The sequence below is a fragment of the Aquimarina sp. AD10 genome, assembly GCF_003443715.1.
Taxonomy (GTDB): domain Bacteria; phylum Bacteroidota; class Bacteroidia; order Flavobacteriales; family Flavobacteriaceae; genus Aquimarina; species Aquimarina aggregata.
The window spans coordinates 959,581-980,418 of the sequence record NZ_CP031965.1 but is presented as its reverse complement, the minus strand read 5'-3'; the positions used below and the strand labels follow the sequence as shown (position 1 = coordinate 980,418).

Below are 20,838 nucleotides of genomic sequence, written 5' to 3'. Positions count from 1 at the left end.
TAGCGATTAGTTTTTAATAACATTACCAAATATCATTTCTTTAGTACAATCGTAAATATTGTCATATATGAAATCATATTATATACTAATCCTTTTTATATTTTTAGGCAGTTATTGTAATTCTCAAAACCATATAAAAAAAACGATATACGCTAAAAAGAATCTTAATGCTAAGGTTATAAAACTCATAAAAGGAAAATGGTTTAATGGTACCTTATTTCAAAATAAAACAGTTTGGCTTCAGGATGGTCTTATTCGTTTTAAAAGTCCTGATAAAAAGATTGATACCATTATAGATTTAGCTGGAAAATATGTAATTCCTCCGTTTGCAGAAGCTCATAATCACAATCTTGAAAGTGCTTATGATTTGAACAAAAGAATCGATTCGTACTTAGATAATGGTGTCTTTTATGTAAAACACCTTTCATCAATAAAAAAAAGAATTGCTCCTTTAATGCTTAATTACAATAAGCCAGAGGGAATCGATATAAGTTTAGCTCATGCGCCTTTAACCGCTAGTGGAGGTCATCCAGTTGCTTTAAGAAAAAAGTACTTGGATAAGGGCTATTTTGAAGGGTTGTTTAATACTATTGAAGATATAGAATTTCATGGTTATGTAAATATTGATAATAAAGCAGATCTAGAAAATAAATGGGATAGTATTATGTCATTTTTACCAGATTTTATCAAACTAAACCTATTGCATTCTGAAGAATATGAAAAACGAAAAAATGATCCTGCGTTTTTTGGGAGAAAAGGACTGAATCCCAAGTTAATTATCCCTATTGTTGAAAAAGCACATCATAAAGGTTTACGTGTAAGTGCACATGTCGAAACAGCTTATGATTTTCATGTAGCTGTTAACGCAGGTGTAGATGAAATTGCTCACCTTCCAGAAATAAAAAATGGAAAACCCCTTGATAAAAAAGATGTCATTATAGCCAAAGAAAAAGGTATTGTAGTAGTAACCACAGTATCATTAGTTACCAAAAGAAAAAAGAGTGCTAATTATAATGATTTGCTAAATAATATTACTGCTAACTTAAAACTTTTAAAAAATGAAGGGGTAACTTTAGCTTTAGGATCAGATATGTACAATGATAATTCATCAGGAGAATTTCAAATTTTACACCAATTAAATATCTTTAACAATCTAGAACTATTGAAGATGTGGACAGAAAATGCCACAAATACAATTTTTCCATTTCGAAAAATCGGAAAATTAAAGGAAGGATATGAAGCTAGTTTTTTAGTATTGAATAAGAATCCTATAAAGAATATTTCAAATATTCATCAAAGTATTATTACAAGAGTAAAACAGGGAGTGATTTTAAAATGATGCTCAGTCAATAATATTAAGCTTTAAATCAAAAGTATAGATGTATGGCATATGGCAAAATAATCAAGCATAGTATTTTTTGGATACTGTTTCTTCTTTTGTGGAGTATTCATGATTTCAATTACCATGCGGATATATTAGATAATATAGAAACCAATCTATTCGCATTTATTCCTTATGCTATCTTGGTTTACTTTAATCTATATTTTTTGATGCCTAGATTTCTATTAAAAAAAAGAATCATTAGTTATGTGGTTCTTTTGATAATCAGTATTATAAGTGTTACGCTGTTTTCGTCTTATTACCTGCATTTTTACTTTAAAAACATCAATGTTTATGTACCTACTTCATTATTTTTTGCAAGCCTTCCTGGGAAAATAGCTTTAATGACCGAAGTGATTTTATCCTTATGTTTATCAATGACACTTTTTTTATTAGATGAATGGTACAGAAAGGATCGTTCGATACGAGAAATAGAACAAAAGCAATTAGAAACCGAATTGAATTTGTTAAAGCATCAAATCAATCCTCACTTTTTATTTAACTCTCTAAACAGTATTTATATTATGCTCGGAAAGAATTTAGAAAGTGGAAAAACAATGTTGCTTCAATTTTCTGATATTTTGAGTCATCAATTGTATGAAAATGGCAAAAAAAGTATAGCGCTAGAACGAGAGTTTCAGAATTTAAAAAATTATATAGCTATTGAGAGAATACGGCATGAAGATCTGGTTACTGTAGAATGTATTTTACCTGATAGTGAAGAAGAATTAACAATAGCCCCTATGTTGTTATTGCCTCTTGTTGAAAATGCATTTAAACACGGACAGAGTAGTAAAGGCTATCGTATAAGTGTACAGGCCAACATCGAATTCAAAGATATACTCAATTTTAAAATCGAAAATACAGTTTCGAGTAAAAGCTTAGAAAATTCAGACAAAGAGAATAAAGGTATTGGTTTATCAAATGTTAAAAGAAGATTAGAATTAATTTATCCTAACAGACATTTAATTAACATCGTCTCTAAAAGCGATAAATTTACAGTAAATTTAAAAATACAACTCAATGAAAATGAAATGTTTAATAGTTGATGACGAGCCATTAGCAAGAAATGGTCTAGAGGATTTTATACAGCAAACTCCATTTTTGGAGCATGCTAAGTCTTTTTCTTCAGCTATTGAAGCATTAGAGTACGTAAAGCAACATATTATAGACATTTTATTTTTGGATATTCAGATGCCGGATATGACTGGTATCGAGTTTATGAAAGCTCTTTCAAATCCACCACAAGTAATATTTACTACAGCGCATCGCGAATTTGCTTTAGATGGATTCGAACTAAATGCAGTTGACTTTTTATTAAAACCATTTTCATACAGTCGATTTCTAAAAGCAGTAGATAAAACAATTGCTATTGATCACAAAAAAACAGAAAAAGAAGAAATTAAAAACCACATTTTTATCAAATGTGATGGGATGATTATCAAAGTTTTGATTAATGATATCACTTTTATAGAAACCGCAAAAGATTACATAAAAATTCATACAAAAGATAGTACATATCTTACTTTAGTATCATTAAAACAGATAGAAAAAGAATTACCGAAGGAAAAATTTATACGAGTTCACCGATACTATTTGGTCGCATATAATCACATCACTAAACTAGAAGGGAATCTTATTTATTTAGGTAAAAATAAAATCAAAATAAGTAGAACCCTTAGAAGTCAAGTTTATGAAGCTATTATTGGTAATAAACTCATAGAACGATGATAATGTTATTAGATTAAAAATTAGTGTATGTGTTAGAAATAAGACAATAGTTTAATTGTTTTTTCTAACCTCTTGACCTCTTATTGGTTCATCTCGTTCTGTAAGTACATCATTTTTATAATAATTCAAAAATTGAGAGGGAAGTCCTAATCCGCCTAACCTACCAGATGTTCCTTGTAATTGATAATGTAGGTGAGGCGTATCAGAAGCACCACTATTTCCTGCTTTACCAACTTCTTGCCCTTTAACAACGGTGTCTCCTACAGAAACTATAATTGACCCTTTTTTTAAGTGAGCCAGTATTGAAGTTTCACCGTTTAAATGATCTATTATAATGTAATTACCACCAGGCTGATCCCTATTTATAGTACCCGGTTGGTTATCATCAATGTTGTTAACTACTTCTATAATTTTACCATTCCCTGGGGCATTTAACCGTTTTCCGAAACAATAATGATTTTCATTTTTTCTCCAATTTCCTGAAAAATGTATCTTTCTTATAGCACCATTACTTAATACGGTATCTACTACGATAAGAAAATCAATAGCATACCGTTCTCCTACGCCACGACTAGTAAAATGATGTGCGCCTTCTTTATGGGTTTTTCCTCCATTGACTACATACCATTCCTCATCAAACGGTAATTCTAAACTTGTAACAGTTTGATAATTTAGATAAATATCTTCATCTAGTTTTCCTTCATCTCCTATTAAAGCATCTGTACAAGATGTAATTATTAAAATGAATACAATATATATCACTAATGTTAGAAGTCTCATAATTTAAAATTTAAAGTTAATACCCAAATTAACCTGATGTTGTAATTCTCTATATGCATTAGAAATTTGAAGCCTGTCATAGTTAAAATTATAGTTCACTTTAAAATCTAAATGCTTTGAAATCCTGTATTTGTATTCGGTAGACCATAACACACTTTGGTATCGGTTTATAGTATAAAGGTTTTCTTCAAAAGTTGAAGTTCTCCACATGATAAAAGGTAATGTTAGTTTAGAGGATAATGAATGTGTATCATTTATCAGATAGGTAAATCGGCCTGCTATTCCAAGTTTTTGTTGAAAATCATATTGTTTCCAATCAAAATAAGAAGAAACATTTGTTTGGGTTTGTAAGCCTACATGAATTTTGAATTTGTCGCTTTTATGGATTTGTTTTAATGAGGAAAAATTCAATACAATTTTCGAATATTCGGGGTTAGGCTCCGCAATAATATTAGTTTCTAATGCTGAACTCAAATAATTCAACTGCACTTCAAACAGTTTTTCTCTTTTAGTGATACGGGTATATCCAAATTGATAGTTTAGTGCATTGTAATCATAGCGTCTAACAGGAGCAAATATTAGATTTTTCAAAGCCCCCGAATTATAACCTATTAAAAACTCAAGGTTATTTTTTTCAGCACTAATTTTTGTTTGAGCAAATACAGTAGTATAAGAAAGTATAAAAACTGATATTAAAAAAAACAGTTTTGTTTTCATAGAAAGTAACTTAAGTAAAAGAAAATTGTAAAAACGATAGAAAATTTATCTATAGTTTTTTAATAAAGCCTATTGTTGTTAATCGTTATTTCATCCCAAATAAATCTGTAAAGATTGGGATTATAGTATCCCCGCTAGTTGTTTGATCATGATTTCCATTTCCTTCGATAATCCTAATTTTTTTTAACTCCATAAATTCAATTTCTGCTGGTGTAAGGCGACCAACGACTTCGTCTGTTTTTCCATAAACATATGTAATTTTGGATAAGTCATTATAATCTTTAAATAGTTCTGTATATCTATACATAGTAAATCCTGCAATTATTCTGGCAGTATTTCGTTCGATAACATTTTCCTCTGGATTTAGAGAGACCACAGGATTGATTCCGTTTTCAAAAAAACCAAACCTTCCTTCACTTAGTCCTTGCCAAATGATATCATCTATATCTAATCTATTTGCCACAATTAGATATTTATCTGCTACATCTATTCCTTTTTTAGCAATAAGACCTTGAGTTACTAAACCACCAAATGAGCTTCCAAAAACATAAACCGTTCTACCATCATCTTTAAAGTATTTAATAACTTTATAAAGCATTTCTATACTTTGTGTATTCATACTGATGGCCTGATCTAACGTTATATCACTACGATTAATTAAATCTGGATTTATGGTTTGTGCTTGATGCACATTTACTGCTAAAAACCCTGTATCACCCAAAATTGAAATAATATCTTCAACATCATCTCTATGCAGCTCATCGTCTGCGCCAGCTTGCGCATTAACGATTACTATAGGTGCATCTTGATCTCCTTCGAAAACAATTAAATCTTTAATTTCTTGTGATATTCCTAAATTTGATTCTAAGCTATTAGGTTTTTCATCATCGTTAGCACAAGAACTTATAAAGATTGTTGTACATATTACTAGAATTAATTTTACTTTTTTTATCATTACCATCTTGTTTTTTTAAATTATCTCTTGAAAACATTAGCGTGTGCTTTTTATTTGTTGAGAGTAAAATCTGAAAACAAAACAATGCAAATAAATGTTTGTAAAAATAATAACTTGATAAGCGTTGCATAATCAGTGACGAACGTTCAAAAACAGTATAACATATATAAATTATGCTTTCCTTTGCTTAAAATTCTCAAAAATGAATAGACCGAATACAGTATTAATTGTTGCAAGACATCTATTGTTCTGGCTATTCAATTATTCGTTAATTGCCTTTGGGATGGAGCTTGATTGGAATGGTTTTATATCTCCTTTTGGTAGTTTAGCTTATGCCTATGCTTATGGACTTTTTTTTAATGCCGTATTATTTTATGCACAAGTCTTTTGGTTAGTCCCAAAACTATATATACAAAATAAAAAACTGAAATTTTATGTAATTTCTTTTACCATAATCATTGTAATTTCTATAATCGAGGCCTATTTTGATTCTATCCTTCAAGGTATTTACAAAATCTATATAGAAGATGCGTTTGTGGGAAGTTTTATTGGAAACACAGCAATTAATTTATTATATAGTATCGTTGGGTTCTACTACATTTTTAAATTAGAACACAAAAAATCAGAAAAAGCAAAACAGAAACTTTTAGAAGAAACCTATAAAACAGAATTAAAATACTTGAAAGCTCAATTAAATCCTCACTTTTTATTTAATGGAATTAATAGTGTTTATCATTTAATTGGTAAAAACGACGACTTGGCTAAACAAACATTGCTTCAGTTTTCGGGTTTGCTTCGCTATCAATTATATGAAAGTAATGCTCATATTTTATTGGAAAAAGAACTGGATTATGTATTAAAATATATTAAAATTGAAGAAACTCGTAAAGGCTCGGATCTTCAATTAAATTATGATATTAAATCAGAGGATTCCACATTAAAAATAGCACCCTTGCTATTGATTCCTTTTATAGAAAATGCCTTTAAACATTGTAGTAATCATATTGACAATACCACCAATACAATTAAAATAAAAATTGAGGAAAAAGGAGGGGAGCTTAATCTAAATGTTATAAATAGCTATGATCAAATCAATAAAAATAGTGCCGGAGGGATTGGGTTAATTAATGTACAAAAGCGATTATCGTTATTATATCCCAATACACATCAACTAAAAATCAATAAAGACAACACTAATCATAGTGTAGAATTATCTATTAATTTGTAATACGCTAAAATGAAACGAATTAACTGTTTAATTATTGATGATGAACCTATAGCCAGAGAGGCTATTGCCGAATATTGCAAAGAGATTTCGTTCTTAAATGTGATTGCACTATGTAAAAATGTGCTACAGGCTAATCATTATCTAGAAAATAATCAAATCGATTTACTTTTTTTGGATATTAATATGCCTATAGTATCGGGTATTGAATGGTTAAAGGGTTTAAAAAATTCTCCTACTGTAATTATGACTACTGCTTATGAAGAGTACGCCTTAGAAAGTTTTACTTATAATGTTTTGGATTATCTGGTAAAGCCCATATCATTCGAGCGATTTTTGCAGTCGGTTAATAAAATCAGTAACTATTACATTCATATACCCGAACATGAAGTATTGTTTGTAAAAAGTGATAAACAACTAAAAAAAATTCAGATAAATGATATCTTATTCGCAGAAGCAATGCAGAATTATATTAAAATAGTAACGATAACTGAAACTATAGTGACACATATGTCTTTAAAAAGTTTTAAAGATCAATTACCAGATAATGATTTTATACAAACTCATAAATCGTATATAGTATCAAAATTTAAGGTAGATACAATAATAGAAAACCAAATTATTATAAGAGCGTATAAAATTCCTATAAGTGTTCGACTAAAAAAAGTAGTTTTAAATAGTTTTTAAATTCAATTTCATAAAACAGTAAAATATCTTAAGTAAGAAAGTAATTCTTAAGTCAATAGCCTTTAGTGAATAGTTGGATTGAACTGGTTTATATCTCAATATTTCTTTGTCCGGAGTTTTCAATTATTCTACTTTGATAAAATTCAGAAAGAAAAACTGGTTAATATAGTTAAAGGTCTAAAATTGATAGATTTATATCAATAATTAATCTAAATGTTTTCAAGAATTTTGGTTTTATTGTTTTTTTAGCAACATTAGACTTATTGTTAAGTTATTTAGTATAATTAACTTCTATTACAATTGAATAATAACATATTAGATTTTGCCATTATTGCAAGTGGAATTATAGGCTATTTTACGAGTATCTCACTAATTAGTAGTTCTTTTTATAAGAATCGTGCAAACAATTATCTCTCACTATCATTATTTTTACTAACAAGTTTAACCTTGTTAGGGTGGTTTGACATCGAAAACACTGTTTTGGATTTTTTAAACAACCCTGTATTAGAGTATTTGGTTGCGGTAACTTTATTTTCTTATTTTCTAATTCAAATTCAACATAAATACCTTCAAAAAAGTTGGTACAAATGGCTTTATCTTCCTTTTATTGCTTCATTTATTATAGAAACGATAGTCTATTTAGATTCTATTTTTAATATTTATAATTCGGTCTTTAATGATCTTATATTTCATGTTATGGATAATGCATCGTTTATATACAATGTATTTTTAATATTTTGGAGTAGAAAATTGGTAAAACACTCCAATACCATTTCAGAAGATAAAAAGCGATGGCTATTAAGGCTAAACTTTTTTATAATATGCATTATTTTAAGTTGGCTTTTATCTAACATTGAATTCTACGTCTTCGATTCTGAATATACTTCAAGTTTGCTATGGATATCGCTTTCTTTTTTATCATGGTGGATATTGTACTATGGAGTGTTCAAACTACAAATAATCGTTCAGAAAGACGAAATACATAAGTACTTAGTAACTAAAAAAGCAAATAGTACTTCGACAAAAAGAAAAATAAACGAAACTACTGTTTCTAATATAATTTCAAAGTTATATGAATTAATGGATGAGGAAGAATTGTATAAAAACCCTCTTTTAAGTAGATTAGATATAGCTACTAGGTTAGGAACGAGTGAAAGAGATTTGTCACAAGTCATAAATCAGGAAACCAATAAAAATGTTATTCAGTTTGTAAACGAATATCGAATCAAAGCGGCAAAAGAACTATTGCATGATCCTGTATTCAATAAATATTCTGTCGAAGCTATCGGTATGGAATCTGGTTTTAAATCAAAGAGTGCTTTTTATAATGCCTTTAATAGTAGTTTAGGAATGTCTCCAGGGGCATATAGAAAATTTCAAAAAACCTCCTGATTATATATATCAACACTAATTCTGTCGTTTATAATAAACTGGTCTTTACAGATCTCGTTTTTCAAGTTCTTTAATAAAGAATGAAGGAAAGATATTTGTGATTTTATAAAATGACTTTGAAAAAGCCTCGGTAGTATTAAACCCAATATCATTTGCTATTGCTTTAATCGTATATTTCCTAAATTTAGGATTAATCTTTAGTTCTTCGATAGCATAATAAATTCGTAGTTCATTGATGTAATTCGTAAAACTCTTGTTTTTATATGTATTAATTACTTTTGAGAAATACTTAGAATTGGTATCCAGTTGTTTAGCTAATTTTACTACGGTTAGATTTTTTTTCAAATATCCTTTCTTAGCTTCAAATTTTTCTAATTTTAAAAGAATATCCTGCACCACATCTTCTGGGATTGTGTTATTTTTTGGTTGATCATTTTCTATTAAAATCTCTTTATTTTCTGGTGATGATGTTTTTTCAAGAAGTTCTTGAAAACGTTTTTTATACAATTTTTGTTTCTTTCGATTCCATATAAAAAGCAGGAGTAAACAGATAGATAAAATAACAAATACAGATATGGTTCTGTTTTTACTCTTTTCTAACGAATCAATAATACGCTGTTTTTCTAAAATTAAATTCGGTGTAGTATATTCTGCATTCATTTCACGCGATAGATACTTAACATCATTATCCATGATACTATCTGCGATTAATAGTCTATCTATATAAAATAATTGTTTGGAAGCGTCATTTTTATCTTTATAAAATTTAATTAAAAGTTCATAACTCTTTCTTAATCCAGGAGGAAAATACTTTTCAGAAAAGGCAAGAGAATCTACTTTTTTAAGATGTTTAATGGCTAATTCGTTATTTCCTTGTTCTAAGTAAATGTTGCCCAAATAATAGTTTGTAGTAACCACGGTACCAATCCGCTTTGTTTTACTTTTAGCTATTTTTTTCGATTTTTGTATGCTATCTAAACTAGATTTGTATTCCTTTTTTAAATAATGCGTAATGGCAGAAGCTAATAATATCCTATCATAAAGAATGCTGTCTTTACTTCTTAAGCTTAATCGCGTATTTTTTTTATTAATTACATCTGCAGCGTCAGCTCTTTTCAAATAGTTGAGAGCACTGCTGTATGCGTATAGTGACAATATGTAATCATCTTCATAGTTTTTATCTACAAGATATTTTTTTTCATAATAAACTATAACTTCTTTAAGAATTTCTATACTCTTTTCATAGGCCCCTAAGTTTTTTTGCAATAAGGAAAAGAGATATTTAATTTCGTATTTCTGATCTTCATTATTAGTGATATTTGTATACCCATTAGCCTTTCCTAATTCATCCATCACTTGCTGGTACTTGCTTTGCGAGCCATTAATATTAGCCTTAAGGATATGGGATTTAGCAGGGTAAACAAAGTCATTTTTATCTTTTGAAACAGTAATACTCGAATCTAAATAAATGGATGCTTTATCATAATCCGGAATTCTACACAGTATTCTAGCTAATAAATAGTATCCTTCTGCCTTTTTAATGGTATCGTTTTCTTTTTTTGCTTTCAAAAGGAACGCTTTTGCATAACGCTCAGCAGTTTCAATATCATTCTTAGAATCTTCAAAAATTTGAAAAAGATTTTCATAGCGTTCAGATACCAAAGAATGCGTTGATTTTTTAGAAATACTTTTTTGAGAATGAATTTGTTGGTAATTCAATATAATCAAGAAAAGAATAATGATAGTTGCAACCTTTCTCATTTTATATACCAATAGGATATTAATTTATGGATTGGAAAATGTAATATTTTCTGAAAAATAGCAATTAATTAGCATACAGATTCCACTTGTGTCCTTTATTGATAAATAATTCTTATTTAATTCAAACAAACAACTGAAATTAAACTAATTACAATGTTATTAGAATTTGTTTTGACTAAATTTTACTAGGCTTATTTCGTGGAAAACAGACAGTATTGACTTGCTTTGAATTCAAATTTCCCAATATGTTTGTTTTGAGTTTAAATAAAAGTGATTTAAAAAACTATTCTTTATGAATTTGAAAAACATCGTTAAAAGTACAATTTTCGGAATGATTATAACAGTTTTTTGTAGCTGTGAACCTGTAAATAACACTTTAAAAAATCAACTTAAATACGTTGATACTATAGATTCTTTAATGATAAAATCTTATAACAGAGATTTGTTTAATGGTAATGTACTTGTTGTTAAAAACGATACTGTTATATATCAAAAACCTTTTGGATATACAGATGCATCACAAAAAATTAAACTTAATGATACCTCTATTTTTAATATTGGTTCAATAGCCAAAGAGTTTAATGGTGTCGCAATAATGATGCTTCAAGAAAGAGGTTTGTTAACTATAAATGATACGATTTCAAAGTTTAACTTAAACTTACCGGATTGGTCTAAAAAGGTAACGATTAAACATTTATTAAACTATACAAGTGGTATTGCCAAAATAGATTTTTTAACAACAAAAAGTGATAAAATTGCTTGGGAGATACTTCGGAAAAGTGATCACCTTTTTTTTGAACCTGGAAGTGATTTCTTGTACGACAACAGTAACGTATTTTTACAAAAAAGAATTATAGAAAGTGTTACTGGTCTATCATTTGAAGACTTTGTTACAGAAAATATAATTAGACCATTAAAGTTAACTAACGTCGTTTTTGACCCAAAAACAGGGTACCCAAACAGAACATCTTGTTATGACGCCAATAAGGTTTCATGTCCAGAAATAGAGTTCATAAGTGGTTGGTTATGGACAGATATAAACAACCTAAATAAATGGATTAATGCCATGAATTCTAATATATTGATAACACAAGAATCATTTGATACTTTACTTAAAAACCCGTATGTGGATGGAAAAACAGCATCTATCGGAGAGTATTTTGAAGAATTGAAACTTCAAAGACACGATGGCACATCATATAAGTTTAAGTCTGTTTATTTAAATGATTTTAAAAACAATATAACGATCATACTACTATCTAATAACGGAAACAACGTAATACCTAAAGCTCACACAATACACAATATTTTGCTAGATAAACCTTATAAATCGGTAGGTGAGGCGATTAAAAAAGAGTGTGTTAAAAATGTGGATTTAGGTATTAAAGCGTATTATAATTTAAAAAACAGTAATACTGCAAATCAATATACATTCGATAATCCAAGAGAGTTAACTAAGCTTGGTTATGAACTGTTAGAATTTGATAGAATACAGGATGCAAGAAAAATATTTCAATTATTAATATTAGAGTTCCCTAACCATGCCAATGCATATGATAGTCTAGGAGAAACTTATTTTATAGAAAAACAATACGATATAGCTTTAAAAAATTACAAAAAAGCGGTCGAATTAGGAGGAACAAACGGTAATGCAAAAACGATGATTAAAAAGATTACTATGTTAAAAAATAAATAGATATAACTATTAAGGATTTAGTATAGTCTAATACAATTGCAGTAATAATGTTATATAGTGAAGAACATTAGAAGAATAGTTTAGATACGTTTATAGTTGAAAATATTTCAGTTATAATTTTATATATCTCAATTTCAAAACTATTTGAGACTATTAATTCATCATAACTTTGTGATTTTTACTAAAATGATTATAAATATGATCACTTTAAATATAAATCTTTAATCAAAAGTCATGAAAACTAATATGTTGTTATCGATATCGAAAGTATTCTTTTTTCTCATTACTAGTATTTCTTTTTCGCAAAACAAAGAATTAAAGGACCACATAACTTTTTATAGTTCTTTTAATGGAAAAACTTCTGCCGATATCGCTATTGGTGATGCGATGATATATACAGCTGAGAATTATAATAAATCTGATAGTGCAAAACCTGGTTTACATAACCCAGATGTTGTTTTAGCCAAAAACAAAGGTCTTACAGGTGATGCTCTTTATTTTAAAAAGGCAAATAAATCAGCCATTTTTTATAAGGCGACTAAAAATGTTCGGTATAGTAATACATCATGGAGTGGTACTGTATCATTTTGGTTACAATTAGACCCCAACAAAGACTTAGCACCGGGCTATTGCGACCCAATATGTATTACAGACGTTAGATATAACGATGCGGCCTTATGGGTAGATTTTACAGATCATGATCCAAGGCAATTTAGATTTGGTGCATTAGGAGATTTAAATGTATGGAATCCAGAAAATAAAAATGATGACACCAAGTGGAATAAACGCACTGTTACGGTAAAACAACCTCCTTTCGAAAATGAAAAATGGACTCATATAGCTATTACTTTTTCAGAAGTAAATACTACAAAATCTGTATTTAAATTATACCTTAATGGTAAATTTATAGGTGAGATAAAAGATATTAATGATCCATTTACATGGGAAGAAGAAAATGCTAAAATCATGCTTGGTTTAGGCTATATTGGTTTGATGGATGAGCTTACTGTTTTTGATAAATCTCTAGATAACAATGAGGTAAAAACCATTTTCGAATTAAAAAACGGTATAAAAACACTATTCAAGTAATATAGATAATCTTATTTTAAAAAGGTGTGATGTAAATAGCGTATCGTACCGTGAAACGTGTTGTATAAATAGGGTAGTATATACAAAAATCCATAGTTCTACATCGTCAATTTAAGAATAGAGCTTCGATTCATAAATTAAAAACCTAAATGAATGAATTAAAGAGTTTATTCTTTTGGATGTCTATTCATTCTTTTCATAAAAGAACACTTTTTTAACTTTTGCATTTTTTTATTGATATTCAAAATCTTCTGTAAGTCGGTATAAAGTCGAATAAAAAGGTGCAACTACCTTTTCAATACATAATAATACTAGTAAAATGGTCTTTACTATATACGTGAATTCCTTACTAAATTCCAGTTGTTTTCCTTAGAAAGTCAAGTTCAAAGCCCCCAGTTATCGCTTCTGATAATCAATAACTTATCAAGACTAACAACTAAATATTATTATCATGAAAAAAGTGTTATTAAAACAAATCCTCCATGTACTCGTTATCGTTTTTTCTTTTACAGCCTGCGACAAAGATGCTGATCTAATTGAAAATACTGAAAACATAAATGCCAACTATTCACATGAAAAATCCGAACCCAGTGAAATAGATCATGTTCTGGCCGAGTATACCAAAAAATATAATGGAGAATCTGTTAAGGCCAATTTTATAGGTAGAATAATAAATGAAAACAATGAACCTATAGAAGGAGCAAGAGTTACCCTAGGAGGACAAGAAAAGGAAACCGACGAAAACGGAATTGTAACCTTTTCAAACGCTCAAGTACAACAATATTTTGCGTATATACGTGCTTTTGCTGACGGATATCTCGAAGGATCTAGGGTTATGGTGCCTGATCTAGACAGAGGTAACCAAAACAATTTTACCATAAAGTTATTTAAATTTAATCAAGTAGGCCGTATACACTCAAAAAAAGGAGGTAAGGTAAGTTTTAAATCCGATAAAGGTGAAGGTGTTGTATATTTTAACTCTGGATTTACTGATGAATCGGGCAACCCATATAATGGTGAAGTTGCCGTAAGCATTAATTACCTAAATCCTCTTAATCCAGATACTGCAAACACAATGCCTGGGGATTTATATGGTATTACAAGAGATTTTGACCAAGTAGCTCTCGGTTCTTATGGTATGGTACAAGTAGAACTAAGAGGAGAATCCGGAGAGAAACTACAAATCATTGACCCTGCAAAAGTAATTCTACCTATACATCCTGATCAAATAGCTACTGCTGCAAACGAAGTACCGATGTGGTCTTTTAATGAACATGCAGGAGTATGGTACGAAGAAGCGATAGCCTATAAAGATGGAAACCGCTATGTTGCAGAAGTATCGCATTTCTCTTTCTGGAATTGTGATGCTCCTTTTCCTGTTGTCAATTTTTCAGCTACTGTTATTGATGCCATAACTTCAAATCCTCTTGCAGGATTGCGTGTTGAAATTACATATAGTGGATTTACACGATTTGCTATTACAAATGCAACAGGATTAGTAAGCGGAAAAGTACCATCAAATCAAACAATGACTATTACCATACTTGATATTTGTGGAAATGTATTATATCTAGATCCTTCTTTTGGACCATTTACTACTACAACTAATGTTACAATTCCAATAACACCAAATCCTCTTCAATCATTTAACTTATCGGGAACCGTTACCGATTGTACCGCTGCACCTGTAACTAATGGTTATGTTACACTTACACATACTTTATCAGGACAATTTATTACGGGTATTTCAGTAACTGGGGGTACGTATAGCTATGCCGGTATTGGTTGCACTTTACCATCAAATATTACCATTGCAGCGGTAGACTTATCTACTGCACAAGGTTCTACAACAACTACAACCGTAAATCCGGGTGCAAATACTCAAAACATAGTAATTTGCGGTGGCTTAGCGAGTGAGTATATACGATACCGTATAAATACAACTACAGGTCCTTATCAGTATGACTTATTACAACCTTTCGGTGCTATAAGAAATACAGGTGCGCTTGTGCAAGCATCAAATGGCACAAGTACAACATACATATATAGTAATACATTAACATTAGGTACTGGGTATCCATTTGGTACTGGACCTAACGCTATGTTTATAGAAAATCTAAGCCATGTAAATGGTTTAAATGCAAGTGCAACTATGGCTCTTGCTACGCCTATGACTTTTGACTTAATAGCCATTACACCAGGCCCTGGAGGTATCGGTCAGTATATATCTATTGATTTTTCTGGTAATTATGTAGATTATAACGGTGTTACAAATACTATTCAAGGTGAAGCTCGTATTTATAGGGATTATTAATACAATAACTTTATGAGTATGATTTCACATACGTATGAGTATACTTAAATTATCTCGAGGCTTAAAGATGGATTTGATATTCATTTTTAAGTCTCTTTTTATTAAAACTATTGCAATCTATCATTTTTCAATCTTTTTTCGTATCTAAAAAACTGATCATCATATAATTTGTTTAATGGTATTACAACATGTTTATCATTATATGATTGTAATTCTTGTATACTATTAAATCCTGCAGCAGTATATATTTTTTTGGCATGTTCAAAATATTGAGAAACAGGATATATATCTTTATGTAGTAGTATTCTAGAATCTTTTATGTTAATGTCTACTTGAGTAAAAACTACCATTACTATTTCTGGTTTATTGTGATAATCTTTACTAGCTCGATTACAAATTTTTAATACGTCTTCTTTTCCTCCAGAATGTACTATTAAAATGTAAGGTTTATCATGAAAGGAAATAGAAGAAACTTGTTTGTTTTGTAACATGATCTGTTTAATCTTTTTAGAATTATTTTTTATCCAGATCATATGTTCATCATACATTATTTCTAGTATAATTGTTTTCGAAAATTTAATTGCAGTTTTTACAGGAATAGCATCTAGATAGTTTTGCCATTTTAATACTCTGGAAACATAAACATATTCAAGTTTAGGAAACGCAGTGTAAACAGAGCTGAGTTCGCCTTTTATACCAAACGGAAAAGTATCAACATAAAAGGTTGTTATAGTATAAGATTCAATAGTATTTTTTATCGTGTTTGACCATTCAGCAACAGTTTCGTTCCATAAAATTTTAACAAACGTATACGATTTAAAGTACTTAGTAAAAGTGGATGGAGTAATAATGAGTACATCATTAACTGGAATTTCTAGAATTTTTATAAGCTTACTAATACGTGTTAAATGACCTAAGCCACCTCCATGTGCATAAAAAACATGCATTAAAAACCTTTTAAAACCAATTCATTAATTATAATCTTTTTTTGATCCTTAGAAATTTCAGAAATCATATTTATTAGTAGGCTAGGAGCGTAGTTTCCCTTTATTTCTTTTGGTTCTAATCCATTTGTAGAGGTTATTGTTTGGGTATTGGATGATGCAGTATACGTTAACCTTGCCAATTTAGTATCATTTTTCACCAATTTAGCTGTATTATCGTTTACTAGTTTGATCTCATAAGGATTCAAATTTTCTTCATTGTCACTAATTTTGATCTTAGCATCATATAATTTTATTTTCCATAAAAGTTTAGATGAAGCCGTTCTTAATTTAAAACCATCTGGCTTATATTTTATCTCATAAACTACGTTATTATTAGCATCATAAAACTTCTTTTTATCTGCCTTAGTCATTTTTGATGTGTAATTTACATCATGATTCACAGCATTTGAATTACTAGGATTTGTTGTATTTTTTTCTGTGTTTTTACAAGCAGCAGTGATTACTACTAGCAATAAAAGACTTATTATTTTCGTGTAAAATTTCATTTTTGTTCTTTTATACTTTTAAATATATCTAAATATTTTTTGCTTTCTTGATCTGGAGTAAATTCTTTTTCTAATCTACTTTTTAAAAGTTTAATTTTCAGCTCTAAATTAGTTTTAGAGCTATTTTCAAAATTAGATAAAGCCATTAATAATGAGTTTTCTGATAACACATCAAAGATAAACGCATTATCCTGATTTAATATATCAGGAATACCTCCTGCATTAGAAGCTAAAATAGGTATTTCTAATGCTGCTGCCTCGAAAATAACGTTAGGCATTCCATCATAAATTGAAGGAATTGCAATCAAATTACACAATAAGTAATTGGCTATTAGTTCTGTCTGAGATTCTGGGACTATTATAGAATAATCAATATTTTTTGAAATCAATAACATCTCTATATGTGGCTCTATTTCTCCGACTATACGCAAATGAACTGTGTTTGCAAATTGAGATTTTTGTAAACTAGAGATAAAGAAATCGATTCCTTTTTTTTGTTTTAAAAATCCGATTAATCCAATGACCGTATTTTTTTTATCTGTATTTAATGCTGTCTTGTATTTTGCTGCTAATCTAATATCTGATTGTAATATTTTCCAATCTTCTATATGAATAGAATTAGGTGTGTACCACACATTAGTATCTAGCTTCATATGTTTTATGCGGTCTACCTTTTCTTTAGTAACACAAGCTATTGCTGCTGAATTCTGAATAGCATAAAGCAGATCTTGTTTTTTATTAGAAAAAATTGCAGAATCAAAATCGTTACCTCGAAAACAAGTTACTACAGGTTTTTGCAACCAGTTTGCTATTTGTGGCATTCCTTTTAAACATAAATTACTACCAAAACTAACTAGAATATCACTTTCTAAGATTGTTGTTTTATTCTTAATAAATGCCCATAACATATTAAGTGTATGTGAGCTGTCTTCAAAAACAGGAATGGCTGTATACTCCCCATTTACCTGAGCTTCAATACTAAATGCTTTATTTTTATTTGTAAAATGATACACATGTATCGTGTGATGCCTGCGTAAATTGCCAATAATTCGATCACAACTTCTGGACATACCTCCTTTATTTGGAGGGTAATTTTCGGTAAACCAACTTATAATCATTCGTTTCAATTAACTATAAAAAAACGTATCATCCGCTCCTAACATACCCAAAGTGTCACCTGTACTTGTATCATTCAAACTTTGCATATCACCTTCTGTCCAAGTACCAGAAGCACCACCACCTCCAAAACTTCCTCCTCCAAATCCGCCATCAAAACCTGATGGTGGTGATGAAGTTTGTGATGTACTATCATAATTTACATAAGTATCATTTATATAGTTATCGTCTGCATAAACATCACGTTTTTTAGTACTAAATAGATACGTTTCCCAATAACAGTCTTCACACAGGTGTTTTGATTCAAGTGTGTGTGTATGTGCTTCGCAAATATCTTTTTTACAGTTATTACAAGTATGTGCTTTTGGATTTTTGCAATCTAAATTTAAAAACACACCAGATTTTTGTTGACAATTCATAATCGCGTGTTTAATTTATTAGTTTTTGATTTCTTTTTGGAACTAGTACTTGTTCATGAACTAGATATTTTAGCATTTTCGTATAAATTGACATACCGTGTTTATTTACACTATTTACTTCTGAAGCAATTTGACTCACTTTTTCTTTACATTTTACTTTTACTAAATTGAAGCCATTTTCATTTTTCACAGTTATATCATATGTATCTGTTGAAAAGGTATCGGAGATCGAGTAATCCGATTCTTTTAATTTTAAAATCAATTGATAAAAAAACTTGTGCTTGTGCTTTATTTTTGTTTTGACTTTACCGCTGCTTCTTCGTTTTGTAGAGGATACTCGTAATGAAATTTGATAAAGCGACACCATGCAAGAACTTCCCTCTTTAAATACAAATTGAGTAAAAAAACGCTCTAATTGATATGGTTTATATGTGGTGCCTGAACCATTTTTAAATCCTATATCTTCTGGTTTAAGTAGATTTGCGGCATCTTCAATTTGTCCGGCATTTAAACGTAAACTGATAATGTTTTTATAAATATCGCCTTTAGTATAAATTATAAATTTAGCCAACTCAGCAAATTCATCAATAGGAACAAATGCTTTAGGGGAACTACCTGCTAAAAAAGTTAATACCGCTATTGTAATAAACGTACTAATAAAACCAACTACAATTGTAGTTTCAGTGTCTGACGTAGTAGTATAAAACAAGAATATCAAAAGTACGGGGACTAATGCTAATAAATGAAATGTTTTAAATTTCCATCTTTCCTTTAACAATACATGTTTCTTAAAAAACAGCAACCAGTATTCACTTGGCCTTTTTGCTTTAAACTGTTTTGTTTTACGAAACCGCTGGCCGTCAAGCTGTAGTGCTTTTCTAATCATGTAAAAGTACCGTTTTATATATGTTCTTCATTTTATCTTCCTGATAATCCCAAAGGTATTTTTTTTCAATTTCTTTTTTTCCATTTAAACCTACTTTTTTTAATTCTTTAGGTACTTCTAGTAAGGTTCTGATCTTTCTACCTAATAATTCTGGTCTGTCAGAAGGTACTAGATATCCTGTTTTACGATCACTTATTAGTTCACGAACAACAGGAATATCAGAGGCTATAACAGGTGTAGCATATGCCATAGATTCTAAGATTTTAAGTGGGTTACAGCCCTGTATAATATTTCGATTACAGGATGAAAGTGGTGCAACAGTAAGTAGAGCGTTTTTAATTTTTGAAGCTAGTAGTTGCTTGTCTAGCTCATATAACCAATCTACCTTATGGTAAACATCGATATTTTTGGCTAAATCATGATAAATTAGTGTACGTTTCTCGGGAACCGAAGCACAGATAAGTAATCTAATATCTAAATCATCAATTTCTTTTAAGGCCTTTAGAAGTGTTTTAATGCCTTGCCATTTTTGTAACGCTCCAAAATATAAGATGTAGGGGTGAGGAGAGTCGTATTTGGTTTCTAAAATATTTGAATCATAATACTGAACCCCGTTTGGAATCACATTAATTTTTAATGACTTAATCTTAAAATGATCCTTAATAAATCGTTTGGTTACGTTTGAAGGAGTTATTATTACATCACATTTAGTAATACAATAGTCTTCAAAATTTTTAATTTTTTGTAATACCGATTCACTAATATTGGGATATCGATTTGGCAATTCTATATGCGAAAACGCATTAACCTCAAATACAGTTTTACAATTTAAATCTGTTTTTAACGCCGGAATTCCACCCCAGATATCTCTAAAATGGATAAGCTTAATTGCTTGGCAAAGCGGAATTTTTAAAATTTCTAATACACTTGCTTGAAACTTTTGAGTCCGTTCTAAAAAATTAACTACCTTTTCTTTCCACCGATACACATAAAGGTTTCTTTCTTTATCAAATTGAAAAACAGGCATGTCATCATTTCCCAAACAGATAAGTAATCCGGTTTTAAACGTGTTTTGTAAAGCTTTTAAACAATGGTTGATATGTGTTGCAGCGCCTTTTTGTGAAGGAAATAAATCAAAAGCAATATATACATACTCGGGTTTAGTAATCATATTATAATATATGCCTTAAATATAAT

19 protein-coding genes are annotated in these 20,838 nt (G+C 29.5%); 9 read left to right on the top strand and 10 right to left on the bottom strand.

The features are described from left to right. Positions 1-67 precede the first annotated feature (67 nt). From D1816_RS04085 to D1816_RS04075, 3 genes are read left to right on the top strand one after another with little or no spacing between them, the layout of a single operon-like run. Positions 68-1,339 carry an amidohydrolase family protein gene (locus D1816_RS04085; RefSeq protein ID WP_118501281.1) on the top strand — a complete coding sequence of 424 codons (1,272 nt, stop codon included), beginning with the start codon at positions 68-70 and terminating at the stop codon, positions 1,337-1,339. A 44-nt stretch (positions 1,340-1,383) separates the two neighbouring features. Then, on the top strand, positions 1,384-2,430 hold the full coding sequence (locus D1816_RS04080; RefSeq protein WP_118501280.1) for a sensor histidine kinase: 1,047 nt from the start codon (positions 1,384-1,386) through the stop codon (positions 2,428-2,430). Beyond that, entirely contained in the window at positions 2,411-3,112 is a 702-nt protein-coding gene (locus D1816_RS04075; RefSeq protein WP_158597795.1) for a LytTR family DNA-binding domain-containing protein, read from the top strand. Before D1816_RS04080 ends, D1816_RS04075 begins: the two co-directional genes overlap by 20 nt. 51 nt (positions 3,113-3,163) lie before the next feature. Here D1816_RS04075 and D1816_RS04070 read toward each other — a convergent pair whose 3' ends face one another. From D1816_RS04070 to D1816_RS04060, 3 genes are all read right to left on the bottom strand, one after another. Continuing rightward, positions 3,164-3,892 carry a M23 family metallopeptidase gene (locus D1816_RS04070; RefSeq protein ID WP_118501278.1) on the bottom strand — a complete coding sequence of 243 codons (729 nt, stop codon included), beginning with the start codon at positions 3,890-3,892 and terminating at the stop codon, positions 3,164-3,166. Positions 3,893-3,895: 3 nt separating this feature from the next. Beyond that, positions 3,896-4,609, bottom strand: coding sequence for a hypothetical protein (locus tag D1816_RS04065; protein ID WP_118501277.1), 714 nt, complete (start codon positions 4,607-4,609; stop codon positions 3,896-3,898). Between the two features lie 85 nt (positions 4,610-4,694). Then, positions 4,695-5,564, bottom strand: a complete 870-nt coding sequence (locus tag D1816_RS04060; protein ID WP_147405118.1) for a hypothetical protein — start codon at positions 5,562-5,564, stop codon at positions 4,695-4,697. Between the two features lie 202 nt (positions 5,565-5,766). On the opposite strand from D1816_RS04060, the gene D1816_RS04055 reads away from it, so the two are divergent. The 3 genes from D1816_RS04055 to D1816_RS04045 all read left to right on the top strand — a co-directional run bounded on the left by D1816_RS04055 (position 5,767) and on the right by D1816_RS04045 (position 8,868). Further along, the gene (locus tag D1816_RS04055) at positions 5,767-6,792 is read left to right on the top strand and encodes a sensor histidine kinase (RefSeq protein ID WP_118501275.1); all 1,026 of its coding nucleotides are present in this window, start codon (positions 5,767-5,769) and stop codon (positions 6,790-6,792) included. A gap of 9 nt (positions 6,793-6,801) precedes the next feature. Then, positions 6,802-7,476, top strand: coding sequence for a LytTR family DNA-binding domain-containing protein (locus D1816_RS04050; RefSeq protein WP_118501274.1), 675 nt, complete (start codon positions 6,802-6,804; stop codon positions 7,474-7,476). A 300-nt stretch (positions 7,477-7,776) separates the two neighbouring features. Continuing rightward, complete coding sequence (locus tag D1816_RS04045; RefSeq protein WP_118501273.1) at positions 7,777-8,868, top strand: AraC family transcriptional regulator; 1,092 nt, start codon at positions 7,777-7,779, stop codon at positions 8,866-8,868. Between the two features lie 45 nt (positions 8,869-8,913). On the opposite strand, the gene D1816_RS04040 is transcribed toward D1816_RS04045, so the two are convergent. Continuing rightward, a complete protein-coding gene (locus tag D1816_RS04040) occupies positions 8,914-10,629 on the bottom strand; it encodes a helix-turn-helix domain-containing protein (protein ID WP_118501272.1) in 1,716 nt (571 codons plus the stop codon). A gap of 292 nt (positions 10,630-10,921) precedes the next feature. Here D1816_RS04040 and D1816_RS04035 point away from each other — a divergent pair, with 292 nt between their 5' ends. The 3 genes from D1816_RS04035 to D1816_RS04025 all read left to right on the top strand — a co-directional run bounded on the left by D1816_RS04035 (position 10,922) and on the right by D1816_RS04025 (position 15,728). Beyond that, positions 10,922-12,325: a serine hydrolase domain-containing protein gene (locus D1816_RS04035; RefSeq protein WP_233565309.1), complete on the top strand. Its 1,404-nt coding sequence runs from the start codon at positions 10,922-10,924 to the stop codon at positions 12,323-12,325. A 234-nt stretch (positions 12,326-12,559) separates the two neighbouring features. Continuing rightward, entirely contained in the window at positions 12,560-13,414 is an 855-nt protein-coding gene (locus D1816_RS04030) for a LamG-like jellyroll fold domain-containing protein (RefSeq protein ID WP_118501271.1), read from the top strand. Between the two features lie 451 nt (positions 13,415-13,865). Beyond that, a complete protein-coding gene (locus D1816_RS04025; RefSeq protein WP_118501270.1) occupies positions 13,866-15,728 on the top strand; it encodes a carboxypeptidase-like regulatory domain-containing protein in 1,863 nt (620 codons plus the stop codon). 107 nt (positions 15,729-15,835) lie between these two features. Here the strand turns inward: D1816_RS04025 and D1816_RS04020 are convergent, their stop codons facing one another. From D1816_RS04020 to D1816_RS03995, 6 genes are read right to left on the bottom strand one after another with little or no spacing between them, the layout of a single operon-like run. After that, a complete protein-coding gene (locus D1816_RS04020; protein WP_118501269.1) occupies positions 15,836-16,675 on the bottom strand; it encodes a hypothetical protein in 840 nt (279 codons plus the stop codon). Continuing rightward, positions 16,675-17,220: a hypothetical protein gene (locus D1816_RS04015; RefSeq protein WP_118501268.1), complete on the bottom strand. Its 546-nt coding sequence runs from the start codon at positions 17,218-17,220 to the stop codon at positions 16,675-16,677. The genes D1816_RS04020 and D1816_RS04015 overlap by 1 nt, the downstream gene beginning before the upstream one ends. Continuing rightward, positions 17,217-18,338: a glycosyltransferase family 4 protein gene (locus D1816_RS04010; RefSeq protein WP_118501267.1), complete on the bottom strand. Its 1,122-nt coding sequence runs from the start codon at positions 18,336-18,338 to the stop codon at positions 17,217-17,219. The genes D1816_RS04015 and D1816_RS04010 overlap by 4 nt, the downstream gene beginning before the upstream one ends. Positions 18,339-18,347: 9 nt before the next feature. Further along, positions 18,348-18,755 (bottom strand): hypothetical protein, encoded by a 408-nt coding sequence (locus tag D1816_RS04005; RefSeq protein ID WP_118501266.1) that lies wholly within the window; start codon positions 18,753-18,755, stop codon positions 18,348-18,350. A 10-nt stretch (positions 18,756-18,765) separates the two neighbouring features. After that, entirely contained in the window at positions 18,766-19,641 is an 876-nt protein-coding gene (locus D1816_RS04000; RefSeq protein ID WP_118501265.1) for a hypothetical protein, read from the bottom strand. Next, complete coding sequence (locus tag D1816_RS03995) at positions 19,634-20,812, bottom strand: glycosyltransferase family 4 protein (protein ID WP_118501264.1); 1,179 nt, start codon at positions 20,810-20,812, stop codon at positions 19,634-19,636. The genes D1816_RS04000 and D1816_RS03995 overlap by 8 nt, the downstream gene beginning before the upstream one ends. Positions 20,813-20,838: the final 26 nt, after the last annotated feature.